The following is a 15950-nucleotide window of genomic DNA, read 5'->3' as shown; positions in this document are numbered from 1 at the left end:
CTAAATATAATCTTTTCAATTTTCCTAACTTGAAAAGATTTGATGCCTTTTCACAATTCATATAGGATTGCTATAGCTGCACAGAAACACATGAAGTTACCAAAGTTGATCGCACTTACTTGTTGTGCGCTCCTAGCATTATCTGGAAATGGACTGTAGAACGTGATCGGGAAACAGTAGACAAACCTTTGCTGGGTTAAGGTGCCTTACGCTGGTCTTACAGACTGTCTAACACTCATACCGCAACCTTCTAATTTCTGTATCGAAAGCTAGATTGTTAAGGCTGAGTTGGTTGACGAGATACTTAATGCACCGTTGTCTCAAAATGATGCCCCACTTCTGAAAGCTAGAGAGCCAAATAAAAACCAGAAATATTCTGATTTCATGAAAATAAATACTATGGAGATACAAGAAACATGACGCTAGAGGAAGCAGCGCGACGGATTGAGCGAGCTACCAATAAAAAATTAAGGCAACTGAATTTGTCGGGACTGGATTTGAAAGAATTGCCACCAGAAATTGGCAAGTGTACGCATCTCACACAGCTTGACATCAGGAGCAATGAGATTACCTCCATTCCAGAGGCGCTCGGGCAATTGTCGAATCTCACACAGCTTAGCCTCAGTAGGAATCAGATTACTTCCATCCCAGGGGCACTCGGACAATTGTCGAATCTGACATGGCTTGATTTTAGTAGGAATCAGATTACTTCCATCCCAGAAGCACTTGGAGAATTGTCGAATCTCACGCGGCTTGATTTTAGTAGGAATCAGATTACTTCTATCCCAGAAGCGTTTGGACAATTGTCGAATCTCCCAGGGCTTGACTTTAGTAAGAATCAGATTACTTCCATGCCAGAGGCGCTTGGACAATTGTCGAATCTGACATGGCTTGACCTCAGTAGCAATGAGATTACTTCCATCCCAGAGGCGCTCGGGCAACTGTCGAATCTGACGAAGCTTAACCTCAGTAACAATCAAATTACCTTTATTCCAGAAGCGCTTGGGCAATTGTCGAATCTGACAAAGCTTAACCTCAGTGATAATCAAATTACCTTCATTCCAGAAGCGCTTGGACAATTGTCAAATTTGGCAGAGCTTGACTTTAGTAAGAATCAGATTACTTTCATTCCAGAAGCGCTTGGGCATTTGCCAAAGCTGAGATTACTTAACCTCGATGAAAATCAGATTACTTTCATCCCAGAAGCATTGGGGCAACTGGCGAATTTGACAGAGCTTGACCTCAGTAAAAATCAAATTATCTCGATTCCAGAGACGCTAGGGAAACTGTTGAATCTGGAAACCCTTTGGCTCTCTGACAATCAAATTACCTCCATTCCTGAAGTGATTGGGCAATTGTTTAATTTGGGAAGGCTTAACTTCAGTAAAAATTACATTACCTTGATCCCAGAAGCACTCGGGCAACTTTCCGAGCTGGACGAGCTCGACCTCAGAAATAATCAGATTACCTTTATTCCAGAGACGCTCGGGCAACTGTTTAATCTGACTTACCTTGGCCTTGAATGCAATCAGATTACCTTTATTCCAGAGGCGCTCGCGCAACTGTCCAATTTGAGAGAGCTTCGGATTACAGGAAATCCGATTACCTCTATCTCTATCCCAGAAGCGGTTAGACAACTGCCGAAGCTGACAATATATAAATAGGCTAAGGAATCTGTAGCGGTTGCAAGCCCTAGGCGGGGAAAGTTCAGTATTCTGACCTGACCCTGCAACCCCGCATATCTCACCCTACACCCTGAGCCGATCGCTTTTTTGGTAGGGATTAAAAGAACACCGACTAGGATCGCCGGACAATTAGAACAAAACCTAAAAGCACTCAAAACCTTTTTTAGACGGGAAATAGTGGCACACCTGCCCTGTCACGGCAGAAATTGTAGAATTAGGTGCTGAGTGCTGGCATGGGTTGCGATTCTGGAAAAAGTACGATCGGAACCGCTTTACTCAGGATGCTTTCAAATTTCTAATTTGTTGTACTCCAAAAGCAAGGTCTATCTATTGTTGTGTAAGATATTTGGTCAGTTCTGAAATTTCACCGGCGCGCTGCCAATCAGCTTCTCCCCGCCTAACTTTTGTGCGAGCTGTAATTTTCTGAATCTCCCACAGTTGTAATGCGGTATACGGACCCTCGGCCTTACCAGATCGGAACACGTACCAGTCAGCAATTTCGTGGGCTATTTGCTTAGCAGGTTTTACCCGCCGCTTTATTGGGTCTGGAGGTGGTGAGGTGGGATTCTGTGATTGCCTTTCTTGCTTTGTTGCCCATCGCTGATGTTCCCAAAGATCGCATTGATAGAGGTAGACGGCGGTCACAGGTAAAAAGAAGTGGGCAATGGCTGACTCCGAAATTGAAGACTCTCGAACAAAGGGTATGGTAAAAATAAGCTTATTAACCCAAGACCATAAGCACCAAGTGAAAGATAGAATTACGAGGGCATTCCATCCTTCCCTGCAATGTCGCCCAGCTCCCGCACATCGCTTGCTGATAAGCCATTGATGGATGCGATCGTAGTTCGGCACCTGACTTGGTAGGTTTGTAATGGCTGCTTCAACTATTGTCGCAATCAGGTAGTGGAAGAAGGTAAATAGGAGGGGTGGCGCCAACCAAATAGTTGGCAGTAATATCAAAAGATCATAAGGGTGGCTAACTGGAATGCTGTTATTAAAAAAGATAAAACTCTGGAAAAGAGCGAAACCCCTCAACCATGAGATAGGATAAGGAAACCACGCGGGCCATGATGGAATTTTCATGAGCTTGCAGTTTTGATAGGGATAACAAGATTGTCTCAAGCTTTAGCTCCAAGTGGTCAATTCAACCTTCCAGGTTAGTACCTGGGAGATTGAATCGTTAGTCGCACCGCAAGAGTACGACAATCCGAGCCGAGACAGTGCCAAATGTGCGATCACTCAAAACGTACAATCTAGCAGAAGATTTGCTTATTACTGGCAACCGAAAACCGCAGGTATTTCAACCATTTATCACGTAAATCGAAGGATGCGGGATGCTCAGAAAGCTTGAGGTTCGATCACCATGACTTCTTCCTGCCTTTACACTAAACGAGCTAGTGATTAAGATTGACAAAAACACAAAAGGGGTGGCTATGTTCGATCGCGCTCAATGGTTTTTGGCTGGTATGTCGATCGCATTTTCGGTTCAGCTAAGTCACCCAGTGACAGCCGTGCCCGTTGGTAAAGTTGTACAAACTGCACAAACTAACAGTAAGGAGGCTGCCCAAAAAGTATATGAAGAAGCAGAGAAACTCGAAGAACAAGGAACAACGGAAGCAAAAAGAAGTGCGATTGTCAAATATGAAGAAGCATTAAAACTATTTATGGCAGTGGGCGATCGGGATGGGGAAGCTAGCACCCTCACCAGGATTGGCGTTGTCTATGATGATTTAGAAGAAAAAGAAAAAGCGTTAGAGTATTTCAACCAGTCTCTTCCCCTGAGTCGAGGAGTGAGTAATCGCAAGCAAGAAGCTATTACCCTCAACAATATCGGCGAGGTTTACTATAAATTGGAAGAAAAACAGAAAGCGCTAGAATATTACAACCAGTCTCTTGCTCTGAGTCGGGGAGTGGGCGATCGCAAGCAAGAAGCTATTACCCTCACCAATATCGGCTTAAGGTATGCAGATTTAGGAGAAAACTCGAAAGCGCTAGAGTATTTCAATCAGTCCCTTCCCTTGAGCAGGGCTGTAGGCGATTTCCGTGGGGAAGCTACTACTCTCAACAACATCGGCTTAGTATACGCAAATTGGGGAGACAAAGAAAAAGCAAAAGAGTATTTCAACCAATCCCTTCTCCTTAGTCGGAAAGTGGGCGATCGCAATGCGGAAGCTATCACCCTTAACAACATCGGCTTAGTGTACAATAAGTTGGGAGAAAAACAAAAAGCAAGAGAGTATTACAGGCAGTCCCTTCCCCTGAGTCGGGCAGTGGGCAATCGCCGTTGGGAAGCCGTTACCCTCAACAACATCGGCTTATTATACGCAGAATTGGGAGAATACTACATAGCGCTAGAGTATTTTAACCAGTCCCTGTCCTTGAGAAGGGCTGTAGGCGATCGCGCTGGGGAAGCTCTAACCCTCAACAACATCGGCGGTATATACAATGAGGTGAGAGAAGAACAAAAAGCGCTAGAGTATTTCAATCAGTCCCTTCCCTTGAGCAGGGCTATAGGCGATCTCCATGTGGAAGCCTTTACGCTCACCAACATCGGCTTACTATACTCCAATTTGGGAGAAAATCAGAAAGCGCTAGAGTCTTACAACCAGTCCCTTGCTCTTTTTCGAGCAATCGGCGCAACCGAGGAAGAAGCTCTCACTCTTTACAGCATGGCTGTTGTCAAACGATCGCTAGGCAATTTTACCGAAGCTCTCAATGATATTGAAGCCTCTCTCAAATTAATTGAAAATCTCCGCAGTAAAATAGCCGCCCCAGAAAGTCGCAGCTCATACTTTGCCACAGTGCAGGACTACTACGAATTTTACATCGACCTGTTAATGCAATTGCACAAAACTAATCCTAACTCCGGTTATGATGTCAAAGCATCAGAAGCCAGGAAACGCGCTGTCAATCCCTAGAGAGCTACGCATAGCGAGAAATAAGATAGCACTGCAAAAAAACAGGCAACCCCCACAGCAAAATCAGCAATTAAGAATCGAGCAAATACTACACAGAATCTAGTAACTGATGTTCATCGCACCGATCGCCCCAACAATTACTGCTCAGGTTTCTCAGATAACAAACACTCAAATTAATGCCCAAGTAGTCAGCGTCAGCGACGGCGACACCCTCACGATTCGCAACAGCAACGGTCAAAATATAACAGTAAGGTTAGCTTGCATTGACACGCCTGAAAGAAATCAAGAAGGTGGAAAAGAGGCATCTAATCGCCTTAACGCACTACTTCCAAAAGGTACATCAATCAAAGTTCAACCTGTATATAAAAACCTATATGGACACAAATTATTGGTAGTTTTGGTAGTTTTCGGCAATAAAAATATTAATTTACAATTGGTGAAAGAAGGGCAAGCATGGGTCTATGAACATTACATTGGTATTGGTAGATGTATGAATATAGCTCAAGAATTGCGTAAAGCTCAGACTACCGCCCAACAGCAGCGAATAGGACTATGGAGTAAAAATAATCCTTGTCCACCTTGGAACTATAGAAAAAATCAGTGTAAATAGAGGCGTTGCTTAATCAGGGTATGAAAAAAATAACTTGAAAATCCCGAAGTTTTGTGGATACTGGTTTCTCTGACTTGCATATTTAGCCCTTCATACCCTAAATCAGCAACGCCATTTAATTCTGGTAAGCCAAGTTAATGATCTTCAAGTCCCCCTTTTGTTGGCGTAGCCTGTCCAAAGGACATAGGGGGATTTAGGGGGATCGCACCACCACTTATCTGAACGCAAACTGCTGTTAACTTCTGACCCAGAGAGACTTGGGCATCAAGCAATGTAGATGTTTTGCTCCCGGCTCTATTTTGCCAATCCGTGCATCCATGGCTAAACTGGCAAGGGAATAGGCATCAAGGGGTACAAGTCCTTTTAGGGTCTGCATTCTCTCAATTAGACTCATGGCCGCCATGTTCATAGCCTGCATTGCATCACCATCGATGGCATGGGTGACAAAACTATCTGAGGTATCAGTGGTAGGGTTAGGGGCAAGGACTGGAGTTGGTTGTTTCGGTAACATGCAATAGACCCCTTTTAGTTGATTGACCACCTCTGCTACTCGACAATCACCGTAGTTTGCCATGTATTGACGAGCTTCAGTAGTGTTTAAGCCTTTAGATTCAGCAAGAAATTTTAGGGTTTCTTCTTCCAGAATATTGATCGCAATATTGAGGTCTCGATCATAACCCATCGTTATCCAATGAGTATCTGACTCAATCCGTGGCCAAGTCAGGCGTTTACCCTTAATTACTTCTACAGTCAGGTTCAGTTCATTAAAGGCAGACTCGATCGCTGTTAAATTAATCTCACCATTACCTTGCACCGCATGGGAATCCCCAGACCACAATAAAGCTCCATCCACAAACACTGGTAAGTAAATCGTTGTGCCTTCTACAAGTTCTCTACAGTCGAGGTTTCCGCCAAAAGGTCCAGGGGGTACGGTGCTATATTGTCCACTTTCAGCCCTCGCCACCCCAAGAATACCGGGGAACGGACGCACAGGTAATTCAATCCCCGGCAAAAATTCTGTAACCCCACGCTTGAGGTCAAGGAAGAAATGTTTTACTTGGGGTTCAGGGAAGCTAGTTGGGAATTGCCCTAGGGCAAGATTACCCGGCAGGTTCCAGTTCGAGCCATAGGTACGAGGCACAATCCGATTAATTTTGACTTTGAGAGTATCTCCGGGTGCTGCGCCCTCTACAAAGATCGGCCCTGTAATCGTATGGGGTCCACGACCGGGATTATTTACCCGCAGTCTAGTAATTTCTTCGATCGATACCCCCGGCAAAACTTGATTCATGGAAGCCATCATGGTTTCCATGACAACGGTGTCCCCTGATTTAATCCGAGCGCGGGGTGTCTCTGCATTATTAAACCAACCCCATTGGACTGTCTCATCATTGGCTGGCAGTAAGTACACACCACCCTGATACTGTCCCACATATCCTTCCTGTAAAGCTGCCATTTCCGGTCGATTGGTTGGAGTTTGAGCAGTCAATTTATTTGGTAACAAGGTCGCAGCCGCAGCTACAGTCCCACCAAGAAGAAAATCACGTCGATTCGGCATAGCTTGCTTTTTTATGGTAAATGTCTGTAATCCCCTGATCCTTCTAGATCAAAGCAAATATATTATTCAGGCTTATTCTTTTAGAATTTGTTATCTAAAATACAAAGAGCTTAGAAAAGGAATAAACACTCACCATAAATCTATATCTTAAAGATGACAGATTTTGAGCATATTTATATCTAATGTCTGAAAAAATAAGGATATTTCTGAGTCCGGTGATTTTTCGCCACTCAATTTCTGGATATCGAGACCGTACTTCTAGAGGGATATTTTTAACGGGACTTAAACAAATTTCAAGCCCAAATAAAGCCCAAACTAGCTTTGTAAGCAGAGAATACGTCCCAATTTTCATTCAGCCACTTGACAAACCTAAAAGATATTGCTGTCCGAAATGCTTCAAGCGCTTCCGTAAAGGTGTTTAAAGGTTTATTTGCCCATCTACGTCTTAATCCGCAGGTTTTGGTATGCCAGAGGATAAAACTGTAGGCACAAAATACCAACCAAAATTAAATGCCTCATTAGACTGCGTTTATCTCTCACTTGATATTCTTTGGTGTTGCTTAATCAGGGTATGAATGGAAAATTTCGGAATTGCTATAAGCCCTCGAAGGGTGAGTTTTGTAACATCAAGGGAAAAGTTGATTCATACCCTGATTAAGCAACGCCCTTAAGCCTTTGTCGAAGTGAAAACAATCTAGAAGACCGTCGGAAAAATAGCCGCCTGCCCGTCCGGCTGGGGACAGATAATCGCTTGTGTCGCGCGCTTGAAGGTAAGTAGCAACCTTAGCATTTCTAGTCTCTGACTCAGAAAATTACGGTTTCCTGACCTAGATTTCGGGTATGCCCGCCCTGATGAAGCTGTAGCGGTTTCAACTCCTAGGCGGGAAAATATACAAAGCTGACAAAGTACCAAAAAACCAACGAAACTACCTATGACAATTGGCAAGCTTGAACTCATCATCAAAATTAACGAACTCCCGAATAACGTAGAGACTAACAAAGACAACTGGAAAACCTTTGAGCTTGACTGTGACGATCGGGTAGTGTCCGTTACTGTTAAACCAAAAATATGGAAGAAGCTTGAGGATGCTGCTACCAACTATCCCCAGTGGGTGGCTGCTATCGGTGGCAAGATGGGTGAATCAACCTCTAACGGCTTTGTGCTATTAGAGCCAAATATCCAAGTCTTTGAGAAAAAACCGAAGGAACCTAAACCTGAAGCAGAGCAATGACAAAGGTTTGAGTAGCAATCGTGCAGAAACCCCTTGAAACAGCTTGTACCGATATCCTGACGTAGCGACAAGGGTTACAAGCTTTAGGCGGGGAAATACTGATGAGATGGCTGGCAAGAGTAACGTTCCCAGAGTTGCACCTTAAGCGTGGCTGGCACGGTGGGAGTGTTGCGGGTCTAGTTTTTTTGCGTCACAGGTGCGGGTATAAAGTGCAGTGTTTTTTAAGAAGTAAACCCGCCACAACCATAGTGCAGCGGATTTTGGCTATTGTCTTCTTAGTGAGAAAGGCTATTGGATGTTGCGATCAATTCTGTGAGATAGTGGTGCAAGAGTTACAATTTTTGCTCCCTCAATCCCTACACAGATAGGCTTAGAGCGAGTTTCATCATTACTTATGCACGACTACCTTCTTTGAAACGGTTTAACATAACTTGTATTAGCTCTGACCCAGCAGAGAGTGCTACTCATAGAATGGCTACCCACCCATATCCAAGGTTTTCCCCGTCGGTCAAGAGAAATTCCAACAGCTTCAAATCTTTCTCCAGTTGGTATAATCCTATCAACTGGCAACTCAAGCTGATCCAGTCGGTTACTTTGATTAGTCCTATTTTGACACCGAACATTCAAACCTTCTGGATCTACGACTTCCCACACAAAAGGCATGACTCCACTATTTCCGTTAATAATGTGGTAGTCTCCATTTTTGTCAGCCGCCGGATATGGCAAGGGATTTTGAACTTGGAGCAACGGAGTAGCAACGCTCCCACCAGAAAAAGAAGGAAAGAAAACTCCGGCAGTGAATATTAGACGAATCACAAGATTTTTGAACATAAGATTGCCCGCAAACTGATAAATTCTATTTACCCTCCTCACTAGCTAGAAAAACCCATTGGATGGAAACCAGAGCGAGACGATGAATTCAGCCCCTTAAGAATTTCTCGAACTTTTACAAAATCTTCTTTGTCCGAAATCTCTACATGAGCCTCGATTTTGAAAATATCATCAAGTCTTTCTTTGTCGTTTTCTATAACTTTTAATATCTTCACAACCTTACTTGCAAACGAAAAGCATTCGTCACCGTAGTGAAGAATCAGCTCAAGGTCATCCCCTACTTGTAAGCCTAGATTAAAATTGTACTTAGCAACTTGCATCGACGAATTTAGGTTTTCTTTGTCTACGTCTTTTTCTTCAATAAGGGAAGGAATCATTACAAAATACTGAAACATACAGCTCGCTCCTAAATATATTAAAATAGTTTAGCTATAAACTTATTTTCTTTCATAGTATTTAAGATTTATTTAATTATTCAACTCAGAAAAAATTATAGAGAATAAGAGTTTTATTTTTAATCAACTCTACGGGTAGCACTTCTAAGTCCTAGATAGGGAAAGTTGCGTTTTCCCGCCTAGATTGTTAGTGGCACACCCGCTCTGTCACGGCAGAAGTTATAGAATTAGGTGCTGAGTTTTGGCACGGGTTTTAACAATCTTAGGGGTTGCAGGCTTAACAAACCCTCAATCTGCTGAAAATTCTCACGGGTTGGGTCGAACGGAGCGATCGCCCCCGTCGGGAAATTTCTCGTTCAAACTCAGATCGAAATAATACTGACACCAAAATTCTGCTACCTCCAACAACTTGGGTATTGATTCAGCCACGATACCTGAACCAGATTGCAATCCATAGCCTTCTACATATTCTCTAGCTAGGCAAGTAAACCCAATAGGGGAAATCTGTCTCTACAAAACAGCGCAGTGCATACTCTAGCTTGAGTAAATCTCCACTGCGGACAAAGCGAACCGTCGCCCACCTAAAATTACGGTAGTCATCCCCTTGCAAGCCATCAATGTCTCTCAATAAGTTTCTGAGAGATTGCCTGCTTTCGTAACTAGGATTTTCTAAGTAACTTTGCATCAGTGTGATTGCTTCATCCACTAATTGTTGTTGCTGTGCCCATTCTTCATCTGTGAAATGTTCGGGACAAATCGCCTGATTTATCTGTTGCTGCACCAGTCGAGCAATGTAGAGCGCAAACTTTTTGGCAGCAACCTCATCAACGCACAGACTTTTGATACTCGTCAGCCTGGTTATTGGTATGGCAAATCGAGTTTTTTCAACTTCTTGGGTGGTTTGAATCCATTTTTGGATTTTCTTAGCAATAGCAAGCTGTTGTTTGTCTTGTTTCATTCTAAATTACCTACTCTTAATATCCTGATTGAAGCAACGCTCCAGAGAGCAAATCTGTTAGTTGGAGTGTAACAGCCCACTGGTTTAAGTAAGCGATATCGAGTCGTTCCCCTTGCACCTTCAAAACTCCCAACACATCCCTCCACTGCTTTTGAGAACCGCCAGGAATTAGTTTGTACCAACTGAGTTTTTGCAAGACGATATCTTCGGGGGAGTAGATGTAGATTCCCTCCTCTGTTAAGCCGCTAACAGGGTAAAGTTGGCGTCGGCTCATCACCGAAGCCGAAAAAGGGTCATCGCTGCTCATCACAAAAATGTCTGCTTTCTCCATAGAATGCAAATAGATGACATTGAACGATGATTCGCGGGGTGCTGTTCTTGACTTGGCAATCGCTTCAGTCACAGCCGACTCGCTGATGTAAAACTCACCTGACATGGCATCAATTAGTCTCTGTGCTGTTTGCGATTCCAAATCAATCACTAAGTCCAAGTCTTGCGTAGATCTGTTTTCTCCCAACAGCGAACTTGCCACCGAACCTCCCACCACATAGGGAATATTCAGCGGTAGCAAGATGCTGGCTATTTTTTGCGCTAATTCGATCGGATCTGCAATCACGAGTTCACCCCAATCTTTACTGTCTGATAAAACTTCTATCCACTCAGCACCCAAACACCTTTTAATAAATTCTTGCCGAACTTTTGCTTCAGTAGCATTGGGATACTGGTTCTTTATTCCAGATATTGCCAACCTTCGCACCGCTTGATTGAAAGCGCAAGTCCGTTGTACTTTTTGTTGGTGCGTTAACTGTCGCAATAGCTGAAACATCAGCACGTCAGCTTCAATGCTGGTATCGATAGATTGTGGCTTGTATCCTGACTTGACGGTGACTGTTGGCATTGGTGGCATGATGCAATCGATTGAAACTGCATAGATTTCAAAATTATATTACAGAATCTCTGTTTTTCAGACCGCTTTATACAAATGATGTTTTTTCTTAATTATAATGAAATTTTAACCATGAAAAGACTTGCTATAATGATGTCCAAATCCAAGTTGATAGTTACGTTACCAGAGAATCAGATTTAGATGTTAGTAATAGAAGTATTATGCTATCTTTGATTTTAACTTTGAATATGTTCATCGCCTGATTAATTGTAGAGACACGGCATTATGGTGTTCTAACTCCTGCTGTATCCTGATTCTTCCTGCCTTTATCCACCAAACAAAAATTATTGTCACAATAAAATAAATACTATAGAGAGACAAGGGACATGACCCGAGAGGAAGCAGTGCGACGAATTGGGCGGGTTATCGATGAAAAATTGATGCGACTGGATTTGTCAAGGCTGGCTCTGAATGAATTGCCCTCGGAAATTGTCAAGTGTACCTATCTGACAGAGCTTTACCTCGTTAGAAATTTGATTACCTCCATCCCAGAGGCAATCGGGCAATTGTCGAATCTGAAAAAGCTTAAGCTTAATTACAATAAGATAACCTCCATCCCAGATGCGGTTGGGCAACTGTCGAATCTGACGTGGCTTGACTTCAGTAGCAATGAGATTACCTTCATTCCAGAGACGCTCGGGCAACTGTCGAATCTGACACGGCTTGAGCTTGGTCTGAATCAGATTACCTCCATCCCAGAAACCATCAGGCAACTGTCTAATCTTACACTGCTTTACCTCGGTCGGAATCAAATAACTAAAATCCCAGAAAACATCGGGCAACTGTCCAATCTTACAGTGCTCTACCTCCATGACAATCAGATTACTTCCATCCCAGAAACCATAGGGCAACTATCCAATCTGACATGGCTTGACCTCGGCCACAATCAAATAGCTAAAGTCCCAGAAACTATAGGGCAACTGTCCAATCTTACACAGCTTGACCGAGCGTCACAATCAAATAGCTAAAGTCCCAGAAACCATAGGGCAAATGTCCAATCTTACACAGCTTGACCGAGTGTCACAATCAGATAACCAAATTCCCAGATGCAATCGGGCAACTGTCGGATCTGACACGCCTCTACCTCGCTAACAATCAAATAACCGAAATACCAGAGGTACTCAAGCAAATGTCGAATCAAATCAAGGTTGATTTTGATAACAATCCAATTACCCAAATCCAAGAGGCGATTGAGCTGCTATCCGATTAGACACAGTACCCTGATAGCATTGACTTTATTCAACAAATCCCCCCAGAGCTCCTTGAGTACCAGTCGCATTGGCAAAGGATTAACTTCGTTACCATCGAGCGAAACTTCAACGCCAGGAGCCGATTTTTTATTTGCGTCTCGATCGGCGCGTTCTTGCCCTGAGTTACCTAACGCATTCTGTAACCGTTGATTCTCAACTTGCAACGCCCAAAAAAAAGGAGCTATTACGTCCTAGTGTCTAACTGTTAGACCCGCGATTGCTGATTGACATGAAACGCGATCGCCACTGGGGACAGTAACACGCCTAGATAGAGCAACCGACCGATTGACCCAACAACAAGAGCGTGACTCAGCTAGTGCCGATGTGGGATTCTTTGATAAGGTAGCCAGAGAAAACACAGCTATACGATTGAGTGACCAAAGATGTGAGCAATACAATCAGCTATGAGTACAAAACCAAAGACAATGAAAATGGCGCCCATAATCTTTGGGAACCACTTTGTGACTGATTGATGAATGTTATTTAATAAGGTGGCAGCGCTGTTGCGGAGGACGAGATACATTCCTAGTAGAACAATCAGTGGAAAGACAAAAATGAGGTTGTAGAAAGCGAGAACGCCTAGGAGTTCAGGTAACTGAAGGTCTTCGCGAGTGATCTGTTCAATCGCCGCCAGATAAGGCAGTGCCGTTGGAGCTTCCACAAATGCCATTGTAGCTCCCAGTTGGAATGTGTGAATTGGCTTGAGCGATCTAGGACGCTTTGTCGTTGTCAGTTGATTTGCGAATTTGCTCAAGTGGTATCCAATAACAATTAGTACAACACCAAGGATGAACTGAAGCACATAAATTACATCACCCAAAAGATTGAACATCCGAATAATCACTTGGGTAATTCCAGATGTTAATAAAATACCAGCAATCCAGGCAGCAACAAAGTCTCCAAGGATAAAAGCAATAGAGCGAACAACAGGTTTTGGCGTACTTAACAGGTAAACCTGCACTGCCATCGCATTGGGGTTGATGCTATCAATCAGCGCCATCAGCGCCAGGGAACGTAGAAGGCTATTCATAATTTTTTCCTGAAGTCATTATCCCCTAGTCGGGTAACAAAATGGTTAGGAGTTTCACGGCTTATTCCTGGGCACCACAACTAAACGGACAAATATGAAAGCCAAAACAGTTAAAAATCGGAATATAATTACAAATTCTATAACCTGTATAATTGGAAACAAAGAGTCCCAATAATGTATTAAAAGCCATATTCCGAAAATAATAAATAGGAAACAATAATACATCGTCCTTACCCGATTAATAACGATCGTAACTATAAATCCTAATATTAGCGAAATCAACAACATCAACAAGCCCATATTCTTTTCGTCCTATACTTTGTAGTTCTGTATTCTTGAGGGGCAGTTAATTTGATTATTTAAATCCTAAATATACAATGTTTGAGGAAGTCGTGCCTTGTTCGGTGTGGCTAGCACCGTAAAGTCGCGCAACAGCTTCCTTAAAGTTACGAGCACAGGCTTACAGTCACCGTATCAATAGGCGACAGTAAAGTTTTATCACCTTAGCTTTCGAGTAGCTCCAAAAGCAGCTCCACGTCTGAGAATGTAACGCCAGACTTTTTACGCTAGGCTTTCAACTGCTTAAGCAAGTCGGCCGCTTCTGGTAGTTCCCTGGCAGCGGTTGAATTTTGTTTCAGTCCAGCGAGTTCCGTCTCAACTTGCTCGTGTGGCGTCCAACTAGGCGGCAATATTTCGTCTCAAAGCATTACCCAAAAGCAGGCGTTGCAAAGCATAATCACGCTTACCAAACAAATTTGTGCGCTCGCGCTGTATGACAGTCAGCGAAGGAACGGGCTAATTTTGTCCAGTCCCATCTTGAACCCAATGGCGCATGCTGTATTCTACACCCACCAGCCAGAGCTAGGCTACCGTAATATACAACCCGGAGAAACGAGGCTAGTGTTAAAGTGTTCTAAAATATGGTAGAGGGTTAGTGGTGAGATTAAGAAAAGAGCATTATACTCGATTAATATAGCATTTTGTCAAGTACGCCAGAATAGTTGAAGCCAAATACCCGTTGTATCGAATCAAGTTCTATGTCTGATATCAATTGGGGACTAATTAGAAGCGGTTCTACATTTGAACATTTGATTTGTGCCCTCATTCGTCTTGAGGATCACGAAGCTCGTCTTTATGTTCGCCCTGGGAAAGATTTTGCCCAGGATGCACGTTCAGGAGATGGGCTTACTATTTACCAAATGAAGTTTCATCAAAACGAGTCTACTTCTTCAGCTATCAAAGATGCTAAAAACGAGGCTACGAAGATTGCTAAATATCAATCAACGCCTGGTCCAGCGCAGGAGGTTTGGCGGGGAGTACAAAAATGGATTTTGATAAGTAATGTTGCGTTTAATCCAACTGATGAACTGAAATGGAATAAAGAGGTTAAACCAGAATTCGATAAATTGGGGTTGACAGCAACTTACTGGGAGAAATCAGTAATTGAAACAAAGCTGCTCAAATATCCTGACCTGAAGCAAGCTTATTTTGGTGGAGAAACACGAGTTTTCTTAGGAATTGCTGAAGCACGTGAACAGGTGCAATTGCAAGAATTCTCTCATCCTCATGCCCTAGATACTTGTTATCAGGGCAGAGAAAAAGAATTAGAACAGTACAAAAATTTTCTTCTAAATGATTCAAAGAAAATTCTTGTGGTTCATGGGGCTGGAGGCATTGGTAAAACCCGATTTCTTCTGGAAGGTGCAGAAACTCAAGCTTTACCAGATGACTGGGAAATACTTTGGGCAAATGTAGCAACTATGATGACAAACCCTTCATGGTTTATGGGATTAATTCCCGAACGTCCTACTTTGCTTTTAATTGATGACCCTGATGATGCAGAAGTCTTAAAAAAGCTAGTAGAACAAATTTCTGTAGGTCGTGCTAAGACTTGGAAAGTTGCTATTGCTGTTCGTTCCCCTAATGATCCAGTTTTGAAATATCTTCAGAAGAAAAGGACAGGTCAGATAGTTGAACAGTTGCCATTAGAACCTCTCGAAACAAATGCAGCAGTTGCTTTCTGTCAAGAACTCCTGGAATTTGGAGTTTTGCAAGAACAGACAGCGGATTGGAAAACACAATCTGCTACTTGGATTGCTCAACATTATGATCGCTATCCCCTCTGGATGGCGATCGCCGTCAAACTGTTAGAGAGCAAAGGTAATCTTGAGACAATGCCGCAAGAGGCAGACGGGTTAGCATCTGAATATTTAGAAGAAATTCTTACACAACAACAGAACATTCCCCGTGAACAAGTCTTCAATCTACTGCGATGGACTGCATTGTTTAATACGGTAAATCGAGAAGATGCTGCGGTAATTGAGTGGCTTCGAGCAAAGGTTGGATGTAGAAATCCCACAGAACTTCAGCGATACTTCGACAGTCTTATCACCCGCAAAGTTATTTTTGAACGAGGAGCGGGTAATCGCCTGCTAAAAATTAAACCGGATGTTTTAGCGGATTATATAGCAATCCTATATGAATTGTGAAAAGGCATCAAATCTTTTCAAGTTAGGAAAATTGAAAAGATTATATTT

Annotated in this window: 16 protein-coding genes and 1 pseudogene; 7 read left to right on the top strand and 10 right to left on the bottom strand. The window is 43.0% G+C overall.

What is annotated here, in order from left to right; genetic code table 11:
* Positions 1–416 precede the first annotated feature (416 nt).
* Positions 417–1664: a leucine-rich repeat domain-containing protein gene (locus tag QUA62_RS27890; RefSeq protein WP_333408070.1), complete on the top strand. Its 1248-nt coding sequence runs from the start codon at positions 417–419 to the stop codon at positions 1662–1664.
* Positions 1665–2012: 348 nt separating this feature from the next.
* Here QUA62_RS27890 and QUA62_RS27885 read toward each other — a convergent pair whose 3' ends face one another.
* Positions 2013–2768 (bottom strand): DUF4339 domain-containing protein, encoded by a 756-nt coding sequence (locus QUA62_RS27885; RefSeq protein ID WP_333408069.1) that lies wholly within the window; start codon positions 2766–2768, stop codon positions 2013–2015.
* Between the two features lie 350 nt (positions 2769–3118).
* On the opposite strand from QUA62_RS27885, the gene QUA62_RS27880 reads away from it, so the two are divergent.
* Both QUA62_RS27880 and QUA62_RS27875 read left to right on the top strand, forming a co-directional pair.
* A complete protein-coding gene (locus tag QUA62_RS27880) occupies positions 3119–4603 on the top strand; it encodes a tetratricopeptide repeat protein (RefSeq protein WP_445301728.1) in 1485 nt (494 codons plus the stop codon).
* Positions 4604–4712: 109 nt separating this feature from the next.
* Complete coding sequence (locus tag QUA62_RS27875) at positions 4713–5213, top strand: thermonuclease family protein (protein WP_333408067.1); 501 nt, start codon at positions 4713–4715, stop codon at positions 5211–5213.
* A 235-nt stretch (positions 5214–5448) separates the two neighbouring features.
* Here QUA62_RS27875 and QUA62_RS27870 read toward each other — a convergent pair whose 3' ends face one another.
* The 3 genes and pseudogenes from QUA62_RS27870 to QUA62_RS27865 all read right to left on the bottom strand — a co-directional run.
* Complete coding sequence (locus tag QUA62_RS27870; protein ID WP_333408066.1) at positions 5449–6771, bottom strand: acetamidase/formamidase family protein; 1323 nt, start codon at positions 6769–6771, stop codon at positions 5449–5451.
* Positions 6772–6865: 94 nt separating this feature from the next.
* The gene (locus tag QUA62_RS29550) at positions 6866–7123 is read right to left on the bottom strand and encodes a HepT-like ribonuclease domain-containing protein (RefSeq protein WP_445301727.1); all 258 of its coding nucleotides are present in this window, start codon (positions 7121–7123) and stop codon (positions 6866–6868) included.
* Positions 7065–7323: pseudogene (locus QUA62_RS27865) on the bottom strand (IS701 family transposase); the annotation flags it as partial. The pseudogene QUA62_RS27865 and the gene QUA62_RS29550, both read right to left, overlap by 59 nt.
* Before the next feature lie 380 nt (positions 7324–7703).
* On the opposite strand from QUA62_RS27865, the gene QUA62_RS27860 reads away from it, so the two are divergent.
* Positions 7704–8003, top strand: a complete 300-nt coding sequence (locus QUA62_RS27860) for a hypothetical protein (protein WP_333408065.1) — start codon at positions 7704–7706, stop codon at positions 8001–8003.
* 402 nt (positions 8004–8405) lie between these two features.
* Here the strand turns inward: QUA62_RS27860 and QUA62_RS27855 are convergent, their stop codons facing one another.
* The 5 genes from QUA62_RS27855 to QUA62_RS27835 form a co-directional block, all read right to left on the bottom strand.
* The gene (locus QUA62_RS27855; RefSeq protein WP_333408064.1) at positions 8406–8834 is read right to left on the bottom strand and encodes a hypothetical protein; all 429 of its coding nucleotides are present in this window, start codon (positions 8832–8834) and stop codon (positions 8406–8408) included.
* A gap of 41 nt (positions 8835–8875) precedes the next feature.
* Positions 8876–9211 carry a hypothetical protein gene (locus tag QUA62_RS27850; protein WP_333054260.1) on the bottom strand — a complete coding sequence of 112 codons (336 nt, stop codon included), beginning with the start codon at positions 9209–9211 and terminating at the stop codon, positions 8876–8878.
* A gap of 324 nt (positions 9212–9535) precedes the next feature.
* Positions 9536–9658, bottom strand: a complete 123-nt coding sequence (locus tag QUA62_RS27845; protein WP_333408063.1) for a hypothetical protein — start codon at positions 9656–9658, stop codon at positions 9536–9538.
* A 43-nt stretch (positions 9659–9701) separates the two neighbouring features.
* The gene (locus QUA62_RS27840) at positions 9702–10187 is read right to left on the bottom strand and encodes a hypothetical protein (protein ID WP_333408062.1); all 486 of its coding nucleotides are present in this window, start codon (positions 10185–10187) and stop codon (positions 9702–9704) included.
* A 16-nt stretch (positions 10188–10203) separates the two neighbouring features.
* Positions 10204–11094, bottom strand: a complete 891-nt coding sequence (locus QUA62_RS27835) for a hypothetical protein (RefSeq protein ID WP_333408061.1) — start codon at positions 11092–11094, stop codon at positions 10204–10206.
* A gap of 365 nt (positions 11095–11459) precedes the next feature.
* Between QUA62_RS27835 and QUA62_RS27830 the strand changes: the two genes are divergently transcribed.
* Both QUA62_RS27830 and QUA62_RS27825 read left to right on the top strand, forming a co-directional pair.
* Positions 11460–12101, top strand: a complete 642-nt coding sequence (locus QUA62_RS27830) for a leucine-rich repeat domain-containing protein (RefSeq protein WP_333408060.1) — start codon at positions 11460–11462, stop codon at positions 12099–12101.
* Positions 12102–12142: 41 nt separating this feature from the next.
* Complete coding sequence (locus QUA62_RS27825) at positions 12143–12343, top strand: hypothetical protein (RefSeq protein WP_333408059.1); 201 nt, start codon at positions 12143–12145, stop codon at positions 12341–12343.
* Positions 12344–12744: 401 nt separating this feature from the next.
* Here the strand turns inward: QUA62_RS27825 and QUA62_RS27820 are convergent, their stop codons facing one another.
* Positions 12745–13413, bottom strand: coding sequence for a GAP family protein (locus QUA62_RS27820; RefSeq protein ID WP_333408058.1), 669 nt, complete (start codon positions 13411–13413; stop codon positions 12745–12747).
* A gap of 1037 nt (positions 13414–14450) precedes the next feature.
* Between QUA62_RS27820 and QUA62_RS27815 the strand changes: the two genes are divergently transcribed.
* Positions 14451–15902 (top strand): hypothetical protein, encoded by a 1452-nt coding sequence (locus tag QUA62_RS27815; RefSeq protein WP_333408057.1) that lies wholly within the window; start codon positions 14451–14453, stop codon positions 15900–15902.
* The last annotated feature ends 48 nt before the right edge of the window (positions 15903–15950 follow it).

It is taken from the genome of Microcoleus sp. MON1_C1 (genome assembly GCF_036701945.1).
Taxonomy (GTDB): Bacteria; Cyanobacteriota; Cyanobacteriia; order Cyanobacteriales; family Microcoleaceae; genus Microcoleus.
The sequence above is the reverse complement of the archived record's forward strand: the minus strand, read 5'-3'. Positions and strand labels throughout refer to the sequence as shown.